Source organism: Acaryochloris sp. CCMEE 5410 (assembly GCF_000238775.2).
GTDB lineage: Bacteria > Cyanobacteriota > Cyanobacteriia > Thermosynechococcales > Thermosynechococcaceae > Acaryochloris.
Window position 1 is genome coordinate 499,356 of the sequence record NZ_AFEJ02000002.1, and the last position, 20,606, is coordinate 519,961.

14 protein-coding genes and 4 pseudogenes are annotated in these 20,606 nt (G+C 47.0%); 15 read left to right on the top strand and 3 right to left on the bottom strand.

Translation table 11 applies throughout. The features are described from left to right. Positions 1-3: 3 nt before the first annotated feature. On the top strand, positions 4-1,179 hold the full coding sequence (gene lpxB / locus ON05_RS23165; protein WP_010470924.1) for a lipid-A-disaccharide synthase: 1,176 nt from the start codon (positions 4-6) through the stop codon (positions 1,177-1,179). Here the strand turns inward: lpxB and ON05_RS23170 are convergent. Then, positions 1,172-4,765, bottom strand: a complete 3,594-nt coding sequence (locus ON05_RS23170) for a diguanylate cyclase domain-containing protein (protein WP_010470922.1) — start codon at positions 4,763-4,765, stop codon at positions 1,172-1,174. The two genes, lpxB and ON05_RS23170, sit on opposite strands and share 8 nt — an antisense overlap. 319 nt (positions 4,766-5,084) lie before the next feature. Then, positions 5,085-5,567 carry a GNAT family N-acetyltransferase gene (locus tag ON05_RS23175; protein WP_010470920.1) on the bottom strand — a complete coding sequence of 161 codons (483 nt, stop codon included), beginning with the start codon at positions 5,565-5,567 and terminating at the stop codon, positions 5,085-5,087. 412 nt (positions 5,568-5,979) lie between these two features. Between ON05_RS23175 and ON05_RS23180 the strand changes: the two genes are divergently transcribed. From ON05_RS23180 to ON05_RS23205, 6 genes and pseudogenes are all read left to right on the top strand, one after another. After that, positions 5,980-6,237, top strand: coding sequence for a hypothetical protein (locus tag ON05_RS23180; protein ID WP_010470918.1), 258 nt, complete (start codon positions 5,980-5,982; stop codon positions 6,235-6,237). Positions 6,238-6,246: 9 nt separating this feature from the next. Then, a complete protein-coding gene (locus ON05_RS23185; RefSeq protein WP_010470916.1) occupies positions 6,247-7,599 on the top strand; it encodes an MFS transporter in 1,353 nt (450 codons plus the stop codon). Continuing rightward, positions 7,596-8,870 (top strand): glycosyltransferase, encoded by a 1,275-nt coding sequence (locus tag ON05_RS23190; RefSeq protein ID WP_010470914.1) that lies wholly within the window; start codon positions 7,596-7,598, stop codon positions 8,868-8,870. Before ON05_RS23185 ends, ON05_RS23190 begins: the two co-directional genes overlap by 4 nt. A gap of 48 nt (positions 8,871-8,918) precedes the next feature. Then, positions 8,919-9,473, top strand: a complete 555-nt coding sequence (locus ON05_RS23195; RefSeq protein WP_010470912.1) for a sugar O-acetyltransferase — start codon at positions 8,919-8,921, stop codon at positions 9,471-9,473. 182 nt (positions 9,474-9,655) lie between these two features. Beyond that, a pseudogene (locus ON05_RS23200) lies at positions 9,656-10,743 on the top strand (ISAs1 family transposase). A 22-nt stretch (positions 10,744-10,765) separates the two neighbouring features. After that, complete coding sequence (locus ON05_RS23205; protein ID WP_010482435.1) at positions 10,766-11,557, top strand: hypothetical protein; 792 nt, start codon at positions 10,766-10,768, stop codon at positions 11,555-11,557. Between the two features lie 88 nt (positions 11,558-11,645). Here the strand turns inward: ON05_RS23205 and ON05_RS23210 are convergent, their stop codons facing one another. Then, a complete protein-coding gene (locus ON05_RS23210; RefSeq protein ID WP_010482436.1) occupies positions 11,646-12,242 on the bottom strand; it encodes a TetR/AcrR family transcriptional regulator in 597 nt (198 codons plus the stop codon). Between the two features lie 43 nt (positions 12,243-12,285). Here ON05_RS23210 and ON05_RS23215 point away from each other — a divergent pair, with 43 nt between their 5' ends. The 8 genes and pseudogenes from ON05_RS23215 to ON05_RS23250 all read left to right on the top strand — a co-directional run bounded on the left by ON05_RS23215 (position 12,286) and on the right by ON05_RS23250 (position 20,552). Beyond that, the gene (locus tag ON05_RS23215; protein ID WP_010482438.1) at positions 12,286-12,774 is read left to right on the top strand and encodes a hypothetical protein; all 489 of its coding nucleotides are present in this window, start codon (positions 12,286-12,288) and stop codon (positions 12,772-12,774) included. A 198-nt stretch (positions 12,775-12,972) separates the two neighbouring features. Further along, positions 12,973-14,362, top strand: a pseudogene (locus ON05_RS23220) (ISKra4 family transposase). A 310-nt stretch (positions 14,363-14,672) separates the two neighbouring features. Beyond that, on the top strand, positions 14,673-15,161 hold the full coding sequence (locus ON05_RS23225; RefSeq protein WP_010467699.1) for a hypothetical protein: 489 nt from the start codon (positions 14,673-14,675) through the stop codon (positions 15,159-15,161). Positions 15,162-15,328: 167 nt separating this feature from the next. Continuing rightward, positions 15,329-15,631: pseudogene (locus tag ON05_RS23230) on the top strand (transposase); the annotation flags it as partial. A gap of 96 nt (positions 15,632-15,727) precedes the next feature. Further along, positions 15,728-16,096 carry a VOC family protein gene (locus tag ON05_RS23235; RefSeq protein WP_010467697.1) on the top strand — a complete coding sequence of 123 codons (369 nt, stop codon included), beginning with the start codon at positions 15,728-15,730 and terminating at the stop codon, positions 16,094-16,096. A gap of 502 nt (positions 16,097-16,598) precedes the next feature. Further along, on the top strand, positions 16,599-17,972 hold the full coding sequence (locus ON05_RS23240) for a sensor histidine kinase (RefSeq protein WP_139025558.1): 1,374 nt from the start codon (positions 16,599-16,601) through the stop codon (positions 17,970-17,972). An 11-nt stretch (positions 17,973-17,983) separates the two neighbouring features. Further along, the gene (locus ON05_RS23245) at positions 17,984-18,859 is read left to right on the top strand and encodes a response regulator (protein WP_010467695.1); all 876 of its coding nucleotides are present in this window, start codon (positions 17,984-17,986) and stop codon (positions 18,857-18,859) included. Positions 18,860-18,913: 54 nt separating this feature from the next. Next, a pseudogene (locus ON05_RS23250) lies at positions 18,914-20,552 on the top strand (IS1182 family transposase). Positions 20,553-20,606 lie beyond the last annotated feature (54 nt).

Consider the following 20,606-nt stretch of genomic DNA (forward strand, 5'->3'; position numbering starts at 1 on the left):
ACGATGGATCGGCCCTACCGAATTTTTATCAGTACCGGCGAGGTCTCTGGCGATCTCCAGGGCAGTTTACTGATTCCTGCCCTGATAGCAGAAGCCCAGTCCCGAGGATATTCCCTAGAGATCTGGGCTTTGGGGGGTCCGCGAATGGCTGCTGTAGGCGCTCGACTCCTAGGGGATACCAGCCAGATCGGCGCGATTGGTCCCGTCAATGCATTACCCTTTGTCTGGCCCACCCTGAAGCTACACAAGCAGGTGATGGATCAGTTCAAACAGGTTCCCCCCGATCTCACGGTTTTGATTGACTATATCGGCCCCAACCTTCGATTAGGCCAACGCCTCAAGCAGGCCTTCCCCAGCCCGGTGGTCTACTACATTGCCCCCCCCGAATGGGTCTGGTCCCAAGGGTTAGGGGTCACCCGGCAAGTCGTGGACCTCAGCGATAAAATGCTGGCTATTTTTCCCCAGGAAGCCACGTATTACCAAGGGATGGGGGCAGATATCAATTGGGTGGGCCATCCCCTGGTGGATCACGTCCATCAGTTTCCCCCACGAGAACAAGCCCGTCAGCAGTTGGGGCTTCATCCCCAACAACCCATGATGGCGCTGATGCCTGCCTCGCGCCAACAGGAACTGGATCACCTCTTGCCCATAATCCTCACCGCCGCCCGACGGATCTACCACCAGGTACCAAACCTTCAGTTCTGGATGCCTTTGGCCCTATCGGCCTATCGTCGTGATGTCACTCAAGCCATTCAAAAGACGGGGCTCCCCATTTCTATCTCCCCGGATTCTCAAACGGTCATCGCCGCCGCAGATGTAGTAATTACTAAATCCGGGACCGCTAATCTAGAAGCAGCCCTTCTCAATGTCCCGCAAGTGGTGGTCTATCGGGTGGGAGCCATCAGTGCTTGGCTCTATCAGCATCTGCTTCACTTTGAGGTTGAGTTTATTTCGCCGGTCAATCTTGTGGTCGGACGAGAAATTGTGCCCGAGCTATTGCAACAGGAGGTAACTCCAGAAAAGATTGCAGAACTTGCCTGTTCACTACTAGAGAAAGGGGAGGCTCGACACACCATGATGGCTGAGTATCAGGAGTTGCGATCTCACCTTGGTCTTCCAGGGGTTCTCCAGCGAGCGGCGGAAGCCATCCTAAATGCTTTAGAGCAGTCCCTTAGGTAGACTCTAGATCAGCCGGTAGCTCACCAATAATGGTTTGGCGGCTATTAAAGGTAGATGTCGTCAGGCTAGGTTTAATGGCTAAGAGCGCAGAGGATAGAGAACCTTGCTCAATGGGACGCCAATTAATGGTCGCCAAGACAACCCTAACTTTGGCCATCACGTCAATCAAATTTGAGAAAATACTGCCTTCATCAAACGCTGCAATCAACTCAGATGCTCCCTGATGGGTCGCCCATTTTCGTTCAGACGCTGGGACAAACGTACGAGTGCCGCTCGTCAAAATAATTTTGAGGGTAGGATGCAAATTATGGCACCATCGACAGAAACTGTAGGGATTGGGCTTCAGAATCGTCATATCCAGCAGCAATAGATCTGGAACCCCTTGCCCTGACTTAATGGACTGGGTCAGATATTGAGCCAAATCTATATTTTCATTCAGCCAAGTCAGGGAGATGCCCTGAGAACTCAATGCTTCTTTCCAGACTTGCCCCTGCATATGGGAAGCCTGCATCATCAATACATTTTTAGGCGCCGTTTCGATGGCACTTAGGGCAGATTCTCTAGGGCGGTGATGAAATTCCAGTTGAGAATGGCCAATGGTAATCAAATCACCATCCTTGAGAGCAACGGGCATGGTCACCCGTTCACCATTCACCACCGATCCATTCCCGCTTCCCAAGTCAATGAGGAAAAATTCGCCTGCATCGGTAGCCCGCAATTGGGCATGATTACGAGATGCCCACCGATCAGGGAGAACAATCGTGTTATCTGGACTGCGGCCAATGGTCCAGGACTGCTTGCCCACAAGCGGAACTTGCGATTGACCAATCGGACTGTAGATGATCAATAGGGACATGGATGATGAGGGGTTCATGCTGTCAAGGGGTTGGGAGTATGACGGTTCAAGCCAAGGATCGGCGGCATGGGCAGGAATAGGATCTGTAAAATTATGACCTTGTCCATAATCGCATTTCAACGCACTCATCAAAAGACGCTGCTTCGGGGTTTGAATCCCATCCGCCAACATCTTAATTTCTGCACTGGCTGCCAGGATAAACAACGAATGGATCGATTCTAAATAGCCTTGCTGATCTAGGTTACCCAGAAGAGTCGATGACAGTTTAACCCAATCGACCGGTAAACTTTCCTCTCCAGACAACCAATCAAAATCTTGATTATCTTGCACCCGAGCCAGTTGGACGCCTCGCGAGTGAACGTCCTGGAGATGGGCTAAGACCTTCTTGGATGGTCGTGGCCACAGGGATGGGGGTAACTCTAGAACCAAATGCTGGGGGTTGATGTCATGTTTTTCGAGCAGTCGCTCAAATTTGGATAAGAAATTAGAGGAAGTCAGTTGTGCCTCAGACACCACCACCCAAATTGATAAGGGTTGTTCGGTGGGCATTCGCTGCCACTGGTGGAGCTGAGCACAAGCCTTGCGCAAGACCCACCAGCCCAAGGATCGCTGCAGTCCCGTATCTGTCACTGACGGCAGAAACTCAAAGGACGGCAGCATGCCTTTTTGGGGATGCTGCCAGTACATCTGAAGCGTAAAGCCCCAAACCTCGTTATTTTCCAAGGAATGGACGGGTTGACAGTATAGGCGAAACTCCTCATCATCCAGGGCCTGCCGCACTTCTGTCTCGACTTGCACCTGGGCTAGGGGCTGGAGGGGCATCTCTGGAGAAAAGACGGCATAACAGCCCTTGCCATTAGCCTTAGCCCGATAAAGAGCAATATCTGCATGACGTAGCAGGTCGTCTGGTTTATGCTCTGGATTGCCACTCATGGCAATGCCGATGCTCACGGTAATAAAGACTTCGGTATGGTCGAGGGTAAAGGGCTCCTTCAGGGATTGCAAAATGCGATCGCTAATATGCATCGCATCCTCAGCCTGATCAATATTGGGAAGCAGAAGCGTAAACTCATCCCCCCCGAGGCGAGCCACTGTATCCTCAGGCCGAAGGCAGGTTTGTAGCCGATGGGCCACGGCCACCAGCAGTTGGTCCCCAACCATATGACCAAGGGTATCGTTGATAATCTTGAACCGATCAAGATCTAAGAACAGAACGGCAAAAATTTCCTCTGGATGCCGCTGAAAGGAACGACAAGCCTGCTCCAATCGATCCATAAACAGAACCCGATTGGGTAACTGGGTTAAACCATCATGAAGTGCATCATGGAGCAGAGCCTGTTCTGTTTGCTTCCGTTCTGAGGCATCTTCCAAGGTGCCTGCTGTGCCTATACGGGTTCCGTCCTCAGCGCGCATGACATGGTTATGGACCACCACCCAGGCGCACCCACCCTGCTGACTAAAGAAACGCAACTCATGGCCATAGCTCTCGGCGGTCTGTTCCACAAGATTATGAAACGCCTCCTGAAGACCCGGTCGATCGTCGGGATGCACAAAATCCCAAATGGGTTTCCCTAGGCTGTCTTCTAAAGAAACCCCAGTTAATTTAGACCATGCAGGATTGAGATAGGTCCAATGCCCTGCTAGATCTGTCTTAAAGATGACAATGGAGATATCAGCCAGCAGCGTTTGATAGTGGTCAATTTGCTGCTGAGCATTCACTTCTAGGCGCTTAAAGCCAGCAATATTGGTCAGGACACCCACAACCCGGTTCGGAACCCCTTGGGCATCCCGCTGGATCACGCCCCGATCGCACATAAAGGGTTGCCCATCAGATTGCCAACGATACTCCAGCTCAAATTGATCCTCCCCCTGAAAGTCTTGATCGATCAGAGTTTCTAATAGATGTCGATCTTCAGGATGGATTTGATCCAGCCATTCCAGTACAGAGAATTGGCGGGGGGCATGGGGCTTAGCAGCCTGCTCCTCAGTTGTTTTCGTAAACTGGAGGATGGAAGCGGAGGCAATATCCCAGTCATAAAAACAGCCTCTGAAACTGCTAGCAACTAGGGCAAATCGTTCTTGAACGGTATTGAAACAGGTGTTCGACCGTTCAGCCTGGATGAGCCAAGCCAAAAAGCTGGCGACCTGTTTGCCCCACAAACAGAGCATATCTGCATCGGGCAGGAGCTCAGGGCTCCCTAATGTCAACATCCCCAAAACCGTATGATTGGTTGCCACAGGCAGTTGCACAACCGTTTTAAGTAATGCCGAGGGAGGGAGGTAAGATGCCAAGTGGGTCTGGTTGATCACCCCTTGATCATCCACCAGAACAAGGGGCCTAGAAGCCCCGAGCACCTGGCTAGCCTGATGGTTAAGGCGTTGTAATGTCCCCTCATCCTCATGATTGAGACGTCTAATCGTCCCGGCCTGAAACTGCAGGGTTTGCTGATTCGGGTCATAAAAATCAAGCACAACGATGGCAAATCCCAGGGTCTCACTGAGAATTTCCACTGATTTTTGCAACCGTTCTGATAAGGACAGATACTGTGAATCCAGATCAGCTAGTTTCTGGTACGCCAGCAGAAAGTGATTGCCTGTAGCCTGCGACTGGGCAACTTCTGGCAAGGCCAACGTGGGTGATTCCAACTGATCAAGCAGGGTTTTAAGCCCCAACGACAGTTGTCTTGGGACAATGGTTAATTGATTCCAGAACTGCTGAATTACTGACAACCTCGTTTACTCTGCGACCGCCTATTATTAATTGCCCTGCCCATCTCTTTAACGAAAGAGATGGTTCCTCCAAACTGTCCTTGAAACACCTATCGTTGCAGCCTTCTGCCAACCTCAGAATGCACAACGGCCCGTATTCAGAACAGCTTAAGGAGTGTAATACTCATCATGATCAAACAACAGGACCAAAAGAAGCCAAACCCTCATCAGCCTTAGTGTACCCCCAGAGGCAGCTGACTCTTAACAGAAAAATTCGAATCTGATGACGTTTTTAACTCTCTTAGCACTCTTATTAAAAATAATTCTCACAAACGGCCAATCAACCTTCTCGTAAGTCAAGCTTTAGCAACGGTAAGAAACGATCAGGAATGCTTTCAGATTCAGTTTGGCCAATCCGGTAAGCCCCTACATTACGGTAAAAGGCCTCCGCATTCGGATCGCTCTGAATCAGAATCGATTGCGTCTCCCAAATAGCAGCTTGGCGTTGGGCATGACGGATCAGATATTTGCCATGGCCCTGCCCAATAGAACTGGGGGACACAAACAGGGCAATCAGCTCCATTTCTTGGGCAGGCAGGTGTTCTAATCCATAAAAGCCAATTAAACGATTTTCTCTTTCACCTAGAAAAAAATGATATTGGGGTTGATTAATGTGTGCTGCAGTGTAGGTTAATTCAGACCGACAGGCTACCATAAAATCAGAGGAATATCCCCAATAGGCTTTTGACTGAAAGGCTAACTGGTTGAGTGCAGGTAAATCCTCACAGCTTGCTTTTCTGATTTCTAATGAAAAAATAGGCATAACACTGGACACTTAAGAAATCTAAACACTAGGGTTTGACTTTAGTTTCACGCAATAGCATCTTGTTAAATAGATAACCTTTCAGATTTAATCCTTAATCTCCATTTAACGTACCTTTTAGCTATCGACATTTAAGTCCTAATGTCCAGTAGTTGAAGGCATTCATGATTCCTTCAAGGAAACAAAATCTGAACCTTTTATGTCATTAGATTGCTACTAGCTAGCGTTAAAAGTGTGTTGCAGAATGATTCATCTCGCTGGCTAAATCAAACGGATGAAACCAGTCTAGATTTAATCTAATTACTGTAGTAGCAATACTTGATTCAACAATTCCCCCAAACCGTCGTTATCCAAGTTTTGAATAAGCAGAAGTTTTCTTCATGCTTTTTCTCCATGGCTTAGGAAAAATTCTATGGATTTTAAATCAAGAAAACCCATATTCGCCGTTTCGACTTCTTGGATGAGGGGTTCACTCCAGCAGTTTGAAATATTCATTCCAAATGATGCGCGAGTCGGACATCAACCTGTTTTAGGGAATTGGCTACATCAAACATTAGCCTCTTGGATTGACTCTGGATTGCTGCTGCCCAGCCCCATCAAAACGTTAAGGGGCCTCCTGAAGCCGTTTTTTCCAGCGCAACAACCTGCTGATTTTGTCGCCAAGGTGTAAAGGAGCTAGATGCAAACATTTCTGCTGATTTGGTTAGGACAAGTCGTTTCCCTGCTAGGGACAAAACTGACAGAGTTTGCCCTTGGAGTATGGGTTTATCAACAAAATCAGTCGATTAGCCAGCTGGCGCTGGTGATTTTGTTTACCTACTTGCCCAATACGCTAATCTCACCCATTGCTGGGTCCCTCGTGGACCGATGGGACCGTCGCTGGGCAATGATTCTCAGTGATGCAGCCGCAGGTATTGGCACGCTGATTATTGGTGCCTTAGTCCTCACAAATCAGCTGGAGATTTGGCATATCTACCTGGCCGTGGGTGTTAACTCTATTTTTAATGCCTTCCAAGTGCCTGCCTATACGGCCGCCATTTCGCAGCTAACTCCGGCTAGCCAATATAGCCGTATGAACGGTATGGTCCAGATTTCTCGTGGTATCGCTCGGGTGATCTCACCTGCGATCGCAGGTTTCCTGATCGGCATTGTGGGTATTGGCGGCATCTTAATCATCGACTTCAGTACCTTTTTGATCGCCCTCTCAACCCTGTTAATTGCCCGCTTCCCCAAAATCGTTCGCACCCGGCCGACCAAACCGCCCCAAATCCGGCGGCTCCTTCAAGAGATGCAGTTTGCCTGGCGATATATCACCAAACGCCCTGGTTTATCTCGATTACTGCTCTTTATGTCCACTAACTTCTTTTCCGTAGGCATTTTAGAAGTTGTGTTTTGGCCATTGATTTTGGATTTTGGTTCTCGGGAAGAGCTTGGCTATGTGCTCTCCATCGGGGGCAGTGGGTTACTACTGGGCAGTATTGTTATGACCGCTTGGGGTGGCCCTAAACGCCGGGTCTACGGTTTGCTCTACTTCATCCCCTTACAGGCTGGAATCATGTTGATGGCAGCACTCCAAACCTCCATTCTTCTGGCGGCCATGGGACTGTTTGTCTACTTATTCGCTCAACCCATTATTGTCAGTTGCAACCAGGCCATTTGGCAGAGTAAAGTCCCCCAGCATTACCAGGGGCGAGTATTTGCACTGCAACAAATGATTGAAAAGTCTCTGGCAATTTTTGCCTATATTGTCGTGGGGCCTTTAGTCGAGAACTTCCTAGAACCCCTGATGGCGGGTGGCCCGTTTGCTGAAACGGTAGGTCCCTACATTGGCGGAATTGGGGAAGGTAGAGGGATTGCCCTGATGGTGCTGATGATGGGAATCGGGAACCTGGTAGCCACTGCTATGGCGTTTAGAAGTCGTCGCTTACGCCGCTTGGATGTAGAGATTCCAACCGTTAAAACCCTAGATCGCCCCACCTCCAAATCGGACATCCGTGACGCTTATAGTTTTGAGGAGGTAACCTCTCCATGAAGATTGCCATTATTACCTCTGGTTTTCTGCCTGTTGTCGATGGCGTTACCGTCGCTGACTTCAATCGGATGAAAAAGCTGAGCCAGTGGGGACATCAAGTTCGAGTCTTTTGTCCTGACTACAGTTCATTAGCGAGCGTCTATCCGAACTGGCAGGATTACACGGGCGAAATTCTCCCTAACATTGAGGTCGTCAACCTCCCCAGTGATGCTTTTATGGGGCTGGATTTTGAGCGCAATGTTAGTTGGCGAGCCCGCCCCTATTTGATGCAATCTTTAGAGGAATTCCAGCCAGATATCCTGCATGTAGATGAGCCAGAACGACTGTCTGTAGGGCTTTTGCAAACCCCCGGCATCAATTATGCTAAGCAAGCTGGCATCCCCTGTGTTTGCTTTTACCGCACGAATTTTATTGAGTATGCAGAGGACTATTTCGACTGGCCTGCCGCTGCCATTTCCGGCCTCCAGAATGTATTTAAGCTACTGCTGCGACGGGTGTATAACGCTTACGATCAGACCTTTACCACCAGTCCAATTACACAAGAGAAAATTATCAAGCTGGGGATTAAAAACAGCCGGTATGCAGGGTTAGTAGGCTTTGATACCGATCAGTTTAGTCCCAACCTGCGACAGCCGAACTACTTTGCCCAGAATTACGATCTACCGGAGGTGGATCAGCAAGTCAAACTGGTGTTTGTTGGACGGCTTACCCCGGATAAAGGCTGGGGATTTACCTTCAAAGCAATGCGAGAATTTTTACCCCGCATTGATCGCGATAAGGTGGCGCTGATTGTGGCGGGCGATGGCTCGATGCGGGAAGAAATTGCGGAAGAATTAGGGGCTTTAACCCCCCATGTTCATCTGTTGGGTCGTGTCGATCCAACGCAAATTCCTGTGCTACTGGCCAATAGCGATATTCATATCACCACTTCAGAAAAAGAAGCCCGAGGTCTAACCATCCTAGAAGCCTTTGCTTCAGGGATTCCAGTCGTCGCTCCCCGAGCAGGTGGGGTCGTTGAAAACATTGAGCATGGTTGCAACGGCTATCTGTATGAGCCCCAATCGGTCCATGACTTTGCCAGCAAGCTTCAAGCCCTAATCGAAAGCCCGACGCTGCGACGAGGGATGGGAGATTATGCGCCATCCAGCATTGAAAACTACAGTTGGGACCGAGCATTTCAGACCCTGGTGGAGCTATGGGAAGAGGCAATCAGCAAAAATCAGGCTTCAACAACTAAACACACTTTAGTGGGGACCACATCTGGCCGATAATTTTCCCAGATATCCCCCTACTCGATAGGGCTCAGTCTGTCATTTCAAATGCTAAGTGAAAAACAGAAAATGCTCGCAGGGGCAGATTACCTCGCTTCTGATGCGGAATTAACGAGGGATCGGACGCTAGCTCATACAAAATGCCATGAGTTCAACGCAACCCCTGGATACAGTCCCGAGAAGCTGGAAATTCTAGCGCAATCCTTTGGCTCATACGGGACGGATTGCTATATTGAGCCACCCTTTTTCTTTGATTATGGCTATAACCTCTTCCTGGGGCAGAATGTCTATCTGAATTTCAACTGCGTCATTCTCGATTGTTCGTTGGTGACCATCGGTGATTTTGTAAAATTTGGCCCCAATGTTCAGGTGTACACAGCTGGACATTCTTTGGATAATGCCAAACGATTGCAAGGGTTCGAGTTTGCAAAGCCAATCACCATCGGCTCCAATGTTTGGGTTGGAGGGGGCTCAATTATTTTGCCTGGGGTTGATATTGGCGAAAATGCTGTGATCGGTGCTGGCAGTTTGGTATCCAAAAGTATTCCTGCAAATGTGGTGGCAGCCGGGAACCCTTGTAGAGTTGTTCGGAACAATACTTAAATAGATTGGGCCAAACCGACAAAGCTCAGTTCCCTCAATGAAACGACTTTGATCATATTGATGAGTTTTTCCTTATCCCTCAGCATGACTTCATACTCCTGATACCCCGCTACACGCAGGGTTGTTTTACGTTACTCCTAGAAAAAATAGGATGGTTCTACTGACCAACAGTAGAGAGACCGATGAGCCATCTAATCGATACTTTGAAGCAAGTCCCGGATTTCCGCAGTGCCCATGGCCGTATTCATCCGTTATGGCTGCTGTTGCTATTGATGGTGATGGGCATGCTTGCTGGATATCAAGGGTACCGTCCGTTAGAAACCTTTGTGAGCGATTATCGCCAGCCTTTAAGTGAGCTATTGGGGCTTGAGAGCCTCGAAGTTCCGTCTCACTGTACCTTTCGTCGAGTGATGAAGGGGCTTGACTTCCAAGCGTTGAGCCACCAATTTGAAGCATGGATGCTCTCGAAAGCCCAGACTCACTCTCCGATAATTATGCAGCCTCCATTGATGGCAAACGGATTCGTCAGGGGCTGACAGATGCCAAGGGGAAGCAGCGTTTTGTAGGGTTGGTGAGTTTATTTGCGGTGGAAGCAGGCATCACCCTCAAGCTCGAAGCCCTCACTCAGGAGGATAATAGCGAAATCAAAGTCGTCCAGGCACTATTGGAAACCCTTCAACTCGATGGCTTGCTGATTACCATGGATGCCTTACACGCCCAAAAAAACACTTGAGAAGATTGTGGCCTCGGGTAATGACTATCTCGTGGCGGTCAAATCCAACCAGGGAAGACTTTACGACCACCTCCAGACTTACTTTGAGTGTCTTAAACCCATGGCTGAGCACATCCACTCCGCCCAAAGTAGAGGACGAGATGAACATCGGTGTATACAGGTTTATGAGCCTGTCGGCATAGCCCTACAAGAATGGACAGCAATTCGCTCTGTACTTTGTGTCCAACGATGGGGTACTCGCAAAGGAAAGGAGTATCACAATACGGCCTATTACATCAGTTCAGCTGCCACCTCACCCCAGCATTGGCAATCTCTGGTCCGAGAACATTGGGGCATTGAAAATCGGTTGCATTGGCCGAAGGATGTTGTTTTGGCGAAGATGATTATCGACTCGAAGATGAACAAGCACTGCTCAATTGGTCAGTGCTTAGAACTATTGGGATTAATATCCTGCGGCTAAACGACTATCAATCCCTCAAAACCGCGATGACTAAGCTGGCTAATCGGGTCGATATTATTTTTTCGCTGCTAACTTAAAACAGCCCTGCCGCTACACGTCATGAATTGGATTAACGAGCTTGACAAACATAGCGATAACGCCATAATCAAGGCGTTGGTTGGGCACTTAAAGCAAGAAAGATATCCTACTGCCATCATCAAATGGTCAACTCAAAATAAGTTGGGGGTCGAATTCAAATTCGAAAGTGTAGAGCCGCATTTCTTGAATATTTTGCCAGATGCATTGGAATCGTCTTGGCAGGAAGCACAACCTATCACTGCAAAATATATACAACTTGTGGATCTGGTGTACGTCGATGATGCCAGCCTACCCTTCAACCCAGATTATGGTGTTCCATTTGATCCCAATGAAGGTATTTGGTTTAGTTTTGGTCGGGTGTACTCTAACCCAGAACAGCAAAGAGACTCATTTGAAAGCACAATTTCCTATCAATTGCCCACAGACTTTGTTGAAATGATAGGACGAACTTGTGAAGGTGGATTTAGCGATTATTACCAGGTTTATCGTGAAAATGATCGGGCAGTAATGTGGGTTCACCTATTGTTGATGAAAATTGCCGATGAGCATGATCATCTTGAGCATGATGTATTAAGACTGCTTCAGGAAAAGCCTAATCTGTTCGGAAACATTGGGAACTTAGAGTTTTTTCCCTTTGGTGAAGCATGGATTGTCAACAATTCGACTGATGAAGTAGAAGGTGGCTACCTTGTATTTGATATTGGACGAAATAATGCAGTGGTGTGTTTTTCAGAATCAGGTGAATTGCACATCGATATTGCTGATTCATTCCGCCAGATGATGCTGAGTTCTCTTTGTCTATTTCTGGGATAGTTATGCCAAAAAAGAAGTAACCCATAATCGGTTAAGCTCTTTTTCTCAGTACCTTTGTTATGTCTTTGGAAACCCTTGATTTCGCTAGTCAGCCATCATTACTCCCGTTCGAGTTAAGCAGCAAGCTGAGTGCACGGCGGATATAGTCCGTCCAAGCTTCTTCCGGTGGAAAGATTAATGCATAGAGCATAATGCCGCTCATCGTGTCGAACACTAAACCTGCATCCACATCACTTGCAACTTCCTGTCTTACTTTTGCCCGTTCAATAACGCTGGCGAAAGCTTGTTTTCGAGGTAGAAGATATTTTTCCCAGTAAACTTGCGCAAACTTCGCATTACTAGAGGCGCTGCTAATGATCATGGCAACGGCTTGCTTCCCGAGTGGGGTCAGCGTTATTTGTGCTGCATTTTCGATTAAGGCATCCATATCCCCCCAAAGATTCCCTGTATCGGGAACGCAAATCTCTTCCCGCACACTCTCGATGGCATCAGCAACGAGTTTGTCCTTATTGGCATATCGCCGATAAATGGTTGTCTTGCCTATTCCTGCGCGTGTTGCGATCGCATCCATACTCATCTTCTCAAACCCTATTTCGGCCAGTAGTTCCAGCGTGGCTTTCAACATGGCCTGGTGAGACGACGCACTGCGAGGTCTCCCCGGTGACTTTTTATAGGCATCTTTCATAGATGCTATTATGAATTACGATACAACTACGTATCGTAATTAAATGAGTCAACAACCCCTATATATGGATAAAAAAAGTACTCAAACCCTGAGAGAAGGGCTAATTGAGTACTATGCATGCAATCCGCATGTCACAAATCCAGGGACTCAACCCACTCACTTTGGCAAGATTTTACGGGCACATGATGTGGGTCATGTGATTTATGGCTGCGATACAGGTATGCACGATGAGCTAAAAATTCTGCCGTTGTTTTGGTGGACGAGTGAATGTACATTTCAGACGTATCTGAAAATGAAAAACTCCCCTGCAGTTGATGTGATGTACGACGATATGATTCGAGAGAAGGGGGCGCTTTGGCTATATGGAGCGGTTTTGAGCGTACTACCTGCAGTATTGATTGATCTAATTCCCATTTGGATTAGAACTCGTAACCGTCAGAAGCTGCTGCCATTTCTGGATTTCGAGCCGTTGCTTGAGCGATCGCTATTAGATATCCGCCAGGAATTTGATTTGATATCTTTGTTGCCGTAAGGAAAGCGAACCTGTCACCTTACACAATCTAAAAGTAGGTAAGGCATTTGTTAGGTGTCAATTATCTTGGCTATTTTGAGACAATCAGTCTACTTTCAACTGTTTTGTTGCAGGGCGTAAGCACAGAATCGGGGATGTATGGCTCAAAGAAAAACGGGTCAAGGACAATAGATCCTGTACCCGAATCAAAAACTTGTCATGAGCCTAACATCGCAATTGCCAGCCGTACTAGCCCATCACGAATTTCTAGAACAGGTCGAAGCACTCAAAGAATCACCCAGCCTGAGTCAGATGGTTTATATCGTTCTGCAAATGGGTTTGTTTTTGGCTCGATGGCTTCTGGAGGATGAACTCTCACGGCGAGCAAAAACAGTATTTGAATGGCCTAGGTGTAGCACCTGCGGAACCCGCTTGCACTCGAAGGGATGGGAATCTCGTCAGATGCAGACACTGGTGGGAAATATTTACTGAAAGCGACGGGTGGGTCGTTGTCCAAAAGGGTGTCCAGGTAGTCTATCAGCTCCTCTGGATCAATCCATTGGGATTACCTCTTACCAGCACAGCAGTAAAGAACTGGTGCGTCTAGGCTGCTTGTTAAGTCTATTTATGCCCTATGAACTGGCCAGTTGGATGCTGAGTCAGTGGAGTGGTTTATCCGTCAGTTCATCAAGCTTGTGGAATTGGGTGCAAGTCATGGGCAACAAAGCTTATCAGGAGCTAGAGGCTCAACTCAAGCTCAAGCATCAGGTGAACAGGCTCCTAGTGAAGCGATTTCAGAGGTGTTGTCTGCTCTGCCTTTGGCCATTGCTGCTGACGGTGTGATGGTGCCCTTTCGCCCCACTCCAAAAACCCCCAAGGGAAAAATCCAGTGGCGAGAAGTTAAAGTCGCTATCTTAGCCCGCCTGGGAACACGGCTCACCCGAGCTAAAAAGAGTGTCCCCCAACTACTGCGTCGAAGACTGGTAGCAGTATTGGGCGATATCGACCAGTTCATCCCTTACTGCAACTCGAAGCCCGCAAACAAGACTTTGAATCGGCCCCAAGCGTCATCTGGTTGAGTGATGGGGGGCGAGGCTTCTGGCGAGTCTACCGCACCTTGTTCTCTCACTGTGCTGTGGCAGTTCTCGATTTTTTTCATGCAGCAGGCCATCTTGCACGAGCAACAAAAGTGATGTTTGGGGATGTTCGCTCTGCTCAAGCCCAAGCCTGGTTCCGGCGCTGGCGACACCAATTGCGACATGGGCAACACCTATTAGTATTGCGGTCCTTGACGATGTTGATTCACTCACAATTGTTTACGGGCAAATCTTTTACGACGTTGCTCCAGGTACAGGCTTATTTCCAGCGCCATCTGCGACACATCCAATATCGCCACTTTGAACAACTACAGATACCGCTGGGGTCAGGAATGGTCGAAAGTGCTTGTAAGTGGCTGATTCAACAGCGCTTTAAGGGGGTTGGTATGCGCTGGAGTGAGGATGGTTTCAATCATCTACTCATGCTGCGGCTTGCCTGGGTCAATCAACGGTTTGACTCCCTATTCCCAGGGGTAACCATTCCGAAGTCTAAGGCATCCCCGATCCATTAGCTACGCCCTTTGTTGCATTGTTAGGATTGTCAATTTCTACGAAATAGGAACTCTGTGAGAAGGTAAATTTATTGGTCTCACAACCTAATAGTTATTTAGCCTAATTGATAAGGTATTCTTCGATGAGGATTTATTTTTATTTTATGATAATGATATTAAAAGATAGAACATCTAACGTGCTGCTATGGCATTTTTAATGCGAGAGGTCCAAAATCAAAATACTCTGTCATCCCGATTAACAAAGCTTGGTGGATTACCAATCACGAACTCTGGCACTGAATGGAAGCGTTGTTCATCGTGCAATAATTGGATGCATTTTATTGGGCAGATAGACTTAGAAGAAACGAAAATACCTGTAGTTGAAGAACGCCACCAAATCCTTTTATTTTTTATTTGCACTAATTACCCTCTATACGCAGGATCCTGTAATGAGTGGGATCCAGACTTTGGTGGAAATGCTGCAATTTTAGTACCCAAAACTAACTTATTGGAGCTTAATGCTCCATGTAACGATGAAGAGTTTTTATTAGATGAGACAAGTGTTCTTTTAGAGGGATGTGACGATTCATCAGAGTACTACTGCAACGCTTACAATAAATCGGATGATTTATGCGGGAAAATTGGTGGTGAACCTTGCTGGATACAGTACGACACGACTCCTGTATGCAGTTGTGGGGCTAGAATGACGTTTATTGCGCAGATAGAACATACGGGTGACTTTGAATTCTATGAGTGTGGTTATGTATTCGTATGTCCTGTTTGTCAGGATCAAGCTAAGTTCTTATATCAGACCGACTGAAAATGGCATTAGAAGGTTATCCCTTCCAGCCCAGTAACAAGCATTGCTCCAATCTTCAATCATGAAGAATCAAAATTGCTGCCATCTTAGAGGCTGTTTTAGAAGTCAAGGAAGCTCTCAAGAAGCTAATTTGTCACTGTAGAATTTCTGACAGGATCTTGAGAGCAGTGTCTACATCTGACGATAGCGGCCTAACAGCAGAGCAATGGGAATTACTCACCCCCTTATTCCCGCTACTAAACCAGGGGGCAGACCTCGAACCACTGAATACGCTCAGTGTTCTCAATGCCAACCTTTATCTGGTTATTACCGACTGTCAGTGGCTACAACCGCCCCATGTTTTCCCTGCTGGTCAACGGTGTATAGCTATTTTCAATATGGAGCGATGATGGCACTTGGAATCACATCAATGTACAGTGCGGGTGAGTGAAGATCGTCATCCGGGTCCCAGTGCGGCTATCTGCGATGCTCTTTATGATCAAACGTTTGCATTTACTAAGATCTAGGCCACGACTGATTGAAAAAATGTCACCATGATCAGTGATTGGCGTTTAGGAATCAATAATATGGCCGCTGAATTTAAACATGTCATGCTCATGGTCAAAGACATTCCAGCAACCGTTAAGTTTTACTCAGAAGGGCTGGGGTTAGCTGTGAAAATGCAAAGTCCGGGTTGGGCAGAGCTAGATGCGGGAGGGACGACGATTGCGCTCCATGCAGCAGGTGAAACGGCAGGGGGTGATTCTCCCATTTTGAGTTTTCATGTTGAGGATGTACATGCTGCGATCGCAAACCTTGAATCCCTAGGTGCCCAACTCGAAGGTCGTGTTAGAGAACCTGCCTTTGGTAAGGTTGCTGCCATGCGCACCCCAGATGGCAACCTTTTGAGCTTATTGCAGCCCTCAGAAGTCCCTGCAACTAGTCATTCCCACTAAACCTCATAACATCCCACTCAACCGGTTTTCTCAGTTCCAAGAGAAAACCGGTTTTTGATGAAAGGCGAGAACGTGTATCAACGGATTTGCTCAACTCGTCACTTAAACGGAGATCTAGGAATAAGTGATCCGTAAAAATACTTAAAGCCGTTATATCATCTAGGGATTTAGAGGTTTCCCCCGTCAGTTGAAAAATATTTCGATACGATAGTCTCAGTAATTTTACAGAGGCCACCAGGGTCAATACCTGAGAGCCTATATCTATACATTAGGTATTTGTACGGGTGCCTAATAAAGCTAGACCTGCAATTCTATGGGTTATAAATTTAGAATTTCGTGCTTTATCGGGCCATAAACTTCAAAATAAACTGTAAGTATCTAAATACTTAGATAAACGCGATATCTTTCATCGGGAGAATAGAAATGTCGGGGGGGGAGCCAAGACCATTTCATTCAATTTGCCCTTATACCGCATGGGCATTGCTACCTGTGGGACCCTGGATTGGTCGGACTACACGTGGCCTCGGATACTTTAATTGCGATTGCCTATTTTTCAATTCCGCTGGCATTGATCCATTTTGTTCGCCAGCGCAAAGATCTGCCTTATCCATGGCTATTCCAGCTCTTTGGTGCATTTATCATTGCCTGTGGCCTTACCCATGTCATGGAAATCTGGACACTCTGGCATCCGATCTATTGGGTCTCAGGTGTACTCAAAGCCTCCACTGCCATTATTTCCCTCACCACAGCAATTGCCCTAATTCCCGTCCTTCCCCAAGCATTGTGCTTGCCGAGTCGCCAAGAATTGGAACAGGCCAAAGCAGAGTTAGAAAAGCGCGTTACAGAAAGAACTCAAGCCCTGCAATTGAGCGAAGAACGTCTCCAGATGGCTTTAGCGGGGTCTAGAGATGGATTGTGGGATTGGGACATTACCACAGGCGAAGTGTTCTTTAGTCCCCGGTGGGAGGAAATGCTAGGTTACGAAGTAGGGGAACTGCCGGGGCATGTGAGCACTTGGGAACGTCTAATTCATCCAGAGGATAAGCCCGGTGTGATGAAGGTTCTAGCCAAGCATTTACAGAATGGCGAGCCCTATACCTATGACTATCGCTTCTTAACCAAGTCAGGAGAATGGACCTGGATGGCAACCTACGGCCAGGTTGTGAAATTCAGTCATACAGGTGAACCCGAACGAATGTCGGGAACCCACAAGGATATTAGTGCCCGCAAACTTGCGGAAAAAAAGTTGTCAGAGTCTCTGGCTGAGAAAAACGTGATGCTGCAAGAGATTCATCACCGGGTTAAAAATAATCTGCAGGTGATCTGTAGTTTGCTGAATTTACAAACTCAAACCAATCCTGGCTCGAAGATTGCTGAGATTATGCAAGAAAGTCAAAACCGTGTGAAATCCATGGCCTTGGTTCATGAAAACTTATACCTATCTCAAAATCTCTCCAAAATCAGTCTAGAAACCTACGTCAAAGAATTAACCAACAATCTGATTCGGTCCTATCGGTCTAAAATTAGCCGGATCAAAATTACCCTTGCCATTGCCAGTATCTCTCTCGACATCGATACCGCTATTCCCTGTGGATTAATCATCAACGAACTGGTTTCTAATGCCCTCAAATATGCTTTTCCCGATCAGGACTGCGGGGAAATTAAAGTCAAAGTTACTCAGGATTCACAACAATCGATCACCCTAACGATTGCCGATAACGGCATAGGACTCCCCCATAAGGTCAATTTGGAACAAACCCAAACGTTAGGACTACGAATGGTAAAAACATTAACTCGACAAATTTCGGGGACCCTAACCATCAGTCAAGAAGCTGGAACCTCATTCAATATCCATTTCCCTCAACCCTCTTATTAGTGCGAGTGTCTATGTCTTCTCTTCTGTCTCAAGAACAAAGGTCTGTACCCGTTACCGCTGCCAAAATATTGGTCGTTGAAGACGAAGGACTGATTGCTCTGGATATCGAAAGTCATCTTCTCGTTTTAGGCTATCAAGTCTCTGGCATTGCTGAAACCGGTGCCGAAGCCATTCTATTGGCCTTAGAAACTCAGCCTGATCTAGTGTTAATGGATATTCGCTTAAAAGGCGAAATCGATGGTATTCAAGCAGCAGCTAAGATTACCGAACATCTCGACATCCCCATTATTTTTTTAACCGCCTTTGCGGATGCAGAAACCCTCAACCAGGCCAAACAGGTTTCCCCTTTTGGCTATATCCTCAAACCCTTTGATCCAATTGATCTGAGGACCAGCATTGAAATTGCCCTCCATAAACATCGCTCTGATCTAGAAATTAAACAGCAAAAAACTTGGCTACACACCATACTGGCCAGCATTGGAGATGCAGTGGTGGCTACGGATAATCATGGGTCTGTCACCTATATGAATCGGGTGGCGGAGTCGATTACCCAATGGCAAGAATCTGAAGCCCTTGGTAAAGATGTCAACGATGTCATTCCCCTGATTACTGGAACTGCCAAAAATACCCTGGAAAACCCCCTCAAGCAAGTCCTACGAGAAAATCAGGGGGTGGTCTTACCAGAGAACACCTTCTTAATCACCAAAAATAGAGAAGAAATTCCCATTGATGACAGCGCTGTACCCATCGTCGATGCTCAGAATCAAGCCCATGGTGCGGTCATCGTTTTTCGCGACATTACTGATGCTGTTGGCGAATGTACTACGAGAGATTTTTTTGTATTATCAAAACCTGATTTCACTTTGCTATCTAAAGTACAAAAATAAGCACTGATAATTAGTTGAGTATCCAAACTAATCGTTATCAGAACTCTCAACACTATGTCACTTCAACCGCATGCTCCTGGTTTTATACCTGAAGAAACTATTCGTGTTGCACATGCTGCATTCCCTAAAGGCAATGTGTTCATGGCTTTAAGAGAAGAGATAGGAACCATCTACACCGATCAAGACTTCTCAGCTTATATCCAGCTCAAGGTCAACCTGCTATTAGTCCCTGGCGCTTAGCTCTAATCTGTGTCATGCAGTTTATGGAAGGACTGACTGATCGGAAGGCAGCAGATGCTGTCCGCAGTCGAATTGATTGGAAATATGCGCTAGGACTAGAATTAACCGATTCAGGATTTGATTTCTCGGTGCTATGTGAATTCCGTCAGCGTCTTATCCAAAGTCATACGGAACAGCATCTACTCGATCTCTTGTTGCAACGATGCCAAGAGAAAGAATGGCTCAAAGCAGGTGGTAAGCAACGAACAGACGCCACCCATGTCATCGCTCATATTCGGATGCTGAATCGACTTGAAGGTATTGGAGAAACCTTGCGAGCGGTGCTGAACGAGATCGCTGGAATTGATCCTGATTGGTTGCAGCAATGGGTTCCACAAGATTGGTATGGCCGTTACGCATTACCAGTAGAAGAGTATCATCTGCCTAAGGGAATAGCAGCACGCCAAAACACGCTGAAATGATTGGCAGGGATGGGATGCAGTTGCTTGAAAAGCTTGGGATGAAACTACTCCTATTCATCTGCGCCAGATTCAAACTGTTGAGATTATGCGTCTGACTTGGGTCCATCAATACTTCGTTGAACGCGGCAAAGTCCGGCTTCGCCCCGCGAAGGATTTACCTCCTGCAGGTCAGCGCTTCGATTCACCCTATGACCCTGAGGCTCACTATGCCAATAAGAGAACCACTACCTGGGTTGGTTACAAGGTACATTTAACAGAATCCTGTGACGAGAATCAGATGCATCTGATTACTAATGTCCTGACGACCCATGCTCATCTTGCTGATGTCGATCAGACTGAAAAAGTACACAAGGCACTGAAACTCAAAGACTTACTTCCAAGTGAACATATTGTCGACTCAGCCTATGTTGATAGTGAATTGCTTGTAACAAGCCAAAGTCGATATGAAGTGACATTAATTGGCCCCACACGACCCAACTCAAGTTGGCAAGCCAAACCCCTGAAGCATATGATTAGACCAATTCAAGATCAATTGGAATACGCGACGAGTGACTTGTCCTCAAGGCAAAAAAGCCGAACTTGGAAAGGAGCAAAGATGCTTGGGGCAACCGAGTGATTGTTGTCAAGTTCTCCCGGACAGACTGTCGATTGTGTCAGCATCGTGGTTTATGTACTCGTTCCCCCACTGAAGCGAGGTCTCTGACCCTACGCACTAAAAAAGACATCAAGCATTGCAAGAGGTTCGAAAGCAACAAAATACAGAAGAATGGCAACAGACTTATAACAAGCGAGCGGGGATTGAAGGGACTATTTCGCAAGGAGTCAATGCCTTTGGAATGAGGCGATCTCGCTATTTAGGATTAGCTAAAACGCGCTTGCAGCATGTGCTCACAAGTACTGCGATCAATGTAAAACGCATTGTTTCATGGTTGCAGGGAACACCGCATGCTCAAACCCGGACATCGCGATTTGCAGCGTTAGCCACTCCCTAGAATTGACAAATTTTCAGGTTTTGATAATACAAAAAAATCTCTCGTAGTACATTC